The sequence below is a fragment of the Stenotrophomonas sp. STEN008 genome (assembly GCF_056760435.1).
This window is the reverse complement of record NZ_JBRRET010000074.1, coordinates 1-4908: the sequence shown is the minus strand read 5'-3', so window position 1 is coordinate 4908 and position 4908 is coordinate 1. Positions and strand designations below refer to the sequence as shown.

Annotated in this window: 4 protein-coding genes; 2 read left to right on the top strand and 2 right to left on the bottom strand. The window is 68.4% G+C overall.

The window, feature by feature from the left end; all coding sequences use genetic code 11:
- The first annotated feature begins 240 nt into the window (after positions 1–240).
- Positions 241–1230 carry a fumarylacetoacetate hydrolase family protein gene (locus ACVOME_RS18550; RefSeq protein WP_197572632.1) on the top strand — a complete coding sequence of 330 codons (990 nt, stop codon included), beginning with the start codon at positions 241–243 and terminating at the stop codon, positions 1228–1230.
- A gap of 14 nt (positions 1231–1244) precedes the next feature.
- Positions 1245–1913, top strand: a complete 669-nt coding sequence (gene maiA, locus ACVOME_RS18545) for a maleylacetoacetate isomerase (protein ID WP_053516994.1) — start codon at positions 1245–1247, stop codon at positions 1911–1913.
- Between the two features lie 32 nt (positions 1914–1945).
- Here maiA and ACVOME_RS18540 read toward each other — a convergent pair whose 3' ends face one another.
- Positions 1946–3442 carry a UdgX family uracil-DNA binding protein gene (locus tag ACVOME_RS18540; protein ID WP_481505388.1) on the bottom strand — a complete coding sequence of 499 codons (1497 nt, stop codon included), beginning with the start codon at positions 3440–3442 and terminating at the stop codon, positions 1946–1948.
- Positions 3423–4706 (bottom strand): putative DNA modification/repair radical SAM protein, encoded by a 1284-nt coding sequence (locus tag ACVOME_RS18535; protein WP_279942578.1) that lies wholly within the window; start codon positions 4704–4706, stop codon positions 3423–3425. The genes ACVOME_RS18540 and ACVOME_RS18535 overlap by 20 nt, the downstream gene beginning before the upstream one ends.
- Between the last annotated feature and the right edge of the window lie 202 nt (positions 4707–4908).

Here is a 4908-nt window from a genome sequence, read left to right as displayed (position 1 = left end):
ATCGAGCCCCCCGGGATGGGTTTACGGCGTGTCCTGCCCGCCCACACCGCCCCGCCAAATCCGCAGACAACCCAGAGCCGGCTGTTGCCATTGACGTTGCCCTGGCTTGAAGCAGGTGCAGGGCGCAGCCCTGCCTGACCCCGCTACGGTAGGGTGGAGCGATGCGGCGCTGCAGCTTGGCGCCGCCCCATATTTGATTACACTTGAAACTTGTTTGCCCATGACTCCGGACACCCACCCATGAAGCTTGGTTCTTTGAAGGAAGGCGGCCGCGACGGCACCCTGATCGTCGTCTCGCGTGATCTGCGCCACGGCGTCCGCGCCACCGGCATCGCGGCCACCCTGCAGCAGGCCCTGGAGGACTGGAGCCGTGTCGCACCGCGCCTGAACGCGCTCTACGAATCACTGAACGCCGGTGACGCCGATGGCGTGTTCGACCTGGACCCGCAGACGCTGGCGGCGCCCCTGCCGCGCGCCTATGAATTCGTCGATGGCAGCGCCTACCTGCCGCACGTCGAGCGCGTCCGCCGCGCCCGCGGGGCCGAGGTTCCGGAAAGCTTCTACACCGACCCGCTGATGTACCAGGCCACCAGTGCCGGTTTCTACGGCCCGCGCGACGCGGTGAAGGTGGTCAGCGAGGAGTACGGCATCGATCTGGAGGCCGAACTGGTGGTCATCACCGACGACGTGCCGATGGCGGTCACCCCGGAGCAGGCCGCCGGCCACATCCAGCTGGTGGGTCTGGTCAACGACGTTTCGCTGCGCAACCTGATTCCGGGCGAGCTGGCCAAGGGCTTCGGCTTCCTGCAGTCCAAGCCGCGCTCGGCACTGTCGCCGGTGTTCGTCACCCCTGACGAACTGGGTGACGCCTGGCAGGACAGCAAGGTGCACCTGCCGCTGGTCACCCACATCAATGGTGCGTGGTTCGGTGCGCCAGAGGCAGGCGTGGACATGCAGTTCAACTTCGCCCAGCTGGTCGCGCATGCGGCCAGGACCCGTCCGCTGGGCGCCGGTACCATCGTGGGATCGGGCACCATCGCCAACGAGGACACCAGCAAGGGCGCGTCGTGCTTTGCCGAGCAGCGCACCGTGGAAACCCTGCGCGACGGCAAGCCGAGCACACCGTTCATGTCGTTCGGCGACGTGGTGCGGATTGAAATGTTCGACGCCGCCGGCAACAGCATCTTCGGTGCGATCGAGCAGCGCATCGAGCAGGCGGCCAGGCCCTGAGGAGGGACGCGGCGATGGAGATCCCGGTCGACGACGGCATCGTGCTGTACACCTACTGGCGATCCAGCGCCGCCTACCGCGTGCGCATCGGCCTGGAGCTGAAGGGCCTGCGCTGGGAGGCGCGCCCGGTTCATCTGCTGCGCGACGGTGGTGAACAGCACGGCGAAGCCTATCGCGTACTCAATCCGCAGGAGCGGGTGCCGACCCTGCTGCACGACGGGCAGGTGCTGACCCAGTCGCTGGCGATCCTGGAGTATCTGGACGAACGTTTTCCGCAGATGCCGCTGCTGCCGGCCGATGCGGCCGGCCGCGCCCGCGTCCGTGCGCTCGCGCAGCTGGTGGCCTGCGACATCCATCCGCTGAACAACCTGCGGGTGATGCAGCATCTGGAACGCGGCCTGCACCTGTCCGCCGATGTCCGCACCCAGTGGACGCTGCAGTGGATCGCCGAAGGCTTTGCGGCCCTGGAAACCCTGCTGGCCGGGAGCAGCGACACCGGCACCTTCTGCCATGGCGACCGGCCCGGCCTGGCCGACATCTGCCTGCTGCCGCAGGTGTACAACGCACATCGCTTTGGTCTGGATCTGTCGCCGTATCCGACCCTGCGCCGCATCGAAGCCGCCTGCCAGGCGCTGGACGCATTCGAGCGCGCGCGCCCCGAAAACCAGGTCGACGCGGCCTGATTGCCGCTGCGATCGCCGGGCATGGTCCGGCGCTACCCCTCGCTGGTTGGTGGCAGCGCGGGGCGACGCCCGGTGTATTCCGCATCCCCGATGAGCAACTGCCGCAGGTCATCGCGGAACAGCCGGTAGGCGTCTTCTCGACGGACCTCGTCGGCCTGCCGCAACACCCATGCGGGATGCACCGTGGCAGAGCCACGGGTGCCATCCGGCAGGGTGTGCCAACGGGCGCGATCACGCGTCAGGCTGAAATGGCTGCCGAACACCGCCGACGCCGCCGTTGCGCCCAGGCACACGATGATCTCCGGCCGCACCCGCTCGATCTCGCCGAGCAGCCACGGACGGCAGGCCTGCACATGGCGGCCCTGCGGACGTTTGTGCAGGCGCACCTTGCCGCGCCTCTCGTGGTGGAAATGCTTCACTGCGTTGGTCAGGTACAGCGTGGAGCGGGCGATACCCAGCTCGGAGAGGGCACGGTCCAGCAGCGCGCCGGCAGGTCCCGCGAAGGGGCGTCCGCACAGGTCCTCGGTGTCGCCCGGCTGTTCGCCGACCAGCATCACCCGTGCATCGCCAGGCCCTTCACCGAACACCACCTGGGTGGTGGACTCCCACAGGGGGCACTGCCGGCAGCCCGCTGCCTGGCGCTGCAGGGTAGCCAGATCACTGGAGGGTGAGGGGAGCGGGGATGTCGCCTGTCGCGATGGAATCCGCCGCTGGGGTGGCTGCGCCGGACGATCGTGCATGGCCTGCACGCGGTCGCCAGCATCGCGGATCAGCCCGGGCAGCAGCTGCGCCTCGGGCAGGTGCCGCCAGTACCGGGCAGGCATCTCCTGCTGCATCATCCGCGTGTTGAGGCGTGCGGGATTGAAGATGCTTGCGTAGTAGGTCTGCCAGAGCGTCTCGCGTGCGTCCTCCGCCGGCGCCTGCTCGCGGTGCCCGCCAGCGCCGAAGGACAGCGCCTGGCCATCCCAGTGCACGCTCCGGTAGGGGGTGAGGATGGCCCAGCGCATGCCAGCGAAGCGGCGTGCGAAGAACGCCGCGACCCGGTCGACGATCCGATGCTGCGGCTCGAACCATGCGATGAAGGCATCCTGCTCGCCGGGGATCTCGCGGAAGCGCACGAACGCCTTCATCTTGTGCGTGTCGCGGCGGACCGCCTGCGCCATCGTCATCGCGCGCAGCACATCGGCGTCGGTTGGATTGGAGAGCAGCGCGCGCTCGCCGTGCACGATCCGCCACAGCAGCCGGTACAGCAGTGGCATCGGCTGCGCATCGGCATGGCACAGGCAGGTGGAGGCCAGCTCAAGAAACGCACTCGGCACATGCGGTACGGGGGGCGTTTCCAGCAGCGGGGCCTGGGTCGCTGCTGGAGCGTCCAGCAACGACCCGGCGCCGCTTTCCAGCCAGTCCAGCTGCTCGGGCGAGAGCCCGCGCAGCAGCGCTTCGCGCGCTGCATCCCGCCAGGCATCGAGCGACCACGGGGGATCGACCCGCAGCGACCAGCGCTGGGCGTCAGGCTGCCGGCGATGCATCGAACAGCGATCCCTGGCGGGGCGGCGGGGCCAGGCGCGCGCGCAATGCCACAGGATCCTCCAGCGCCTTGCGTGGCTGGTGGTCAGCCAGCAGCACGAACGGCAGCAGCTTGCCCATCGGTGCCTTCAGCCTCGCAATGTCCGCCACCCGCAGCCGGCCATGGCGGCGCGCCATCAACACGCGCTTCACGTTGCGAACGCCGAGCCCGGGAACCCGCAGCAGCAGTTCCTTCGGCGCACGGTTGAGGTCGACGGGGAAGCGCTCGGGATGGCGGATCGCCCAGGCCATCTTCGGATCGATGTCCAGATCCAGCATGCCCCCCTGCGCGGTGTCGGTGATCTCTTCCACGCCGTAGCCATAGAAGCGCAGCAGCCAGTCCGCCTGGTACAGCCGATGCTCGCGCTGCAGTGGCGGCGGCTGTACCGGCAACTGCAGACTGGCGTCGGGAATGGGGCTGAACGCCGAGTAGTAGACGCGGCGCATCCGGTAGCTGCCGTACAGATTGTCGGCACTGCAGAGGATCTGCCTGTCGCTGGCGCCATCGGCACCGACGATCATCTGCGTGCTCTGCCCCGCCGGTGCGAAGCGCGGGGCTTTCGCTCGCGTCCGGCGCGGCGCGCCCGCGGTGATCGCGCGCGATGCCTTGCCGGCCTCCTTGGCTTCCTCGATGCGCCAGCGCAGCTCGCCCATGGCGCCGCGGATCGAGCCGACGGTCTTCTCCGGAGCCAGTTTCGTCAGTCCGGCCTCGGTGGGCAGTTCGACATTGATCGAAAGACGGTCGGCGTGCCGGCCGGCCGCTGCCAGCAGTTCCGGCGATGCTTCGGGAATGGTCTTGAGGTGGATGTAGCCGGCGAAGCGATGTTCCTCGCGCAGCCGGCGGGCGACTTCCACCAGGCGCTCCATCGTGTAATCCGCATTGCGGATGATTCCGCTGGAAAGGAACAGGCCCTCGATGTAGTTGCGCTTGTAGAAGTCCAGGGTCAGCGCGACCACCTCATCCACACTGAAACGCGCGCGTGGCACGTTGCTGGAGACGCGGTTGATGCAGTACGCACAGTCGTAGACGCAGAAGTTGGTGAGCAGGATCTTCAGCAGGGACACGCAGCGGCCGTCCGGCGTGTAGCTGTGGCAGATGCCCATGCCCTCGGTGCTGCCGATGCCACCGCTGGTCCGGGAGTCGCGCTTGCCGGACCCGCTGGAAGCACAGGAGGCGTCGTATTTGGCGGCGTCGGCAAGAATGGCCAGCTTGCGGAGGGTGTCCATGACGGCACGCTACGCAGGGGCTGTCTCATTGGATGAGACAGCCCCTGAATTCTTCAGGATCGGCCGCCGGGCATGGCCCGGCGCTACCGATGGGCGTGCACTGCCGCCGGGGATGGCCCGGCGGGGGGGGCTCAGTAGGCGGGGGGGGTGCTCGGCTGGGCGGGGGAATATTCGGGGGTGGGGGCGGGGATGGCGCTGGTGG